Below are 322 nucleotides of genomic sequence, written 5' to 3'. Positions count from 1 at the left end.
CCCCCTCAAGATGAGATTTCCCAGTATGTAAGACCCCTTGAAGACGACGAGGTAGATAGGTTGGGGGTGGAAGTGCAGTAATGCATGGAGCTGACCAATACTAATCGGTCGAGGGCTTATCCTAAAGTAGAACGCAAATAAGTTTCGGATCCAGTTTTCAGGGTGTAACCTTGAATGTATGTAGAAATACATACAACAAGCGCATGGCTATTCATTCACACGATAAGTGATGAACCGAATAACCATACGGAAGAATTTACGATGTAAATTCATGTTTGGTGGCGATAGCGGAGGGGTTCCACACGTACCCATCCCGAACACG

General features: G+C 45.3%; 1 rRNA gene. It reads left to right on the top strand.

The annotated features are described in order from the left end of the window. Positions 1 to 124 (top strand): 23S ribosomal RNA (locus WA407_RS26390); the annotation flags it as partial. Between the last annotated feature and the right edge of the window lie 198 nt (positions 125 to 322).

Origin of the sequence: Paenibacillus sp. 203 (genome assembly GCF_037027525.1) — a bacterium.
In the GTDB taxonomy this organism is placed as follows: domain Bacteria; phylum Bacillota; class Bacilli; order Paenibacillales; family Paenibacillaceae; genus Paenibacillus; species Paenibacillus polymyxa_B.
The sequence above is the reverse complement of the archived record's forward strand: the minus strand, read 5'-3'. Positions and strand labels throughout refer to the sequence as shown.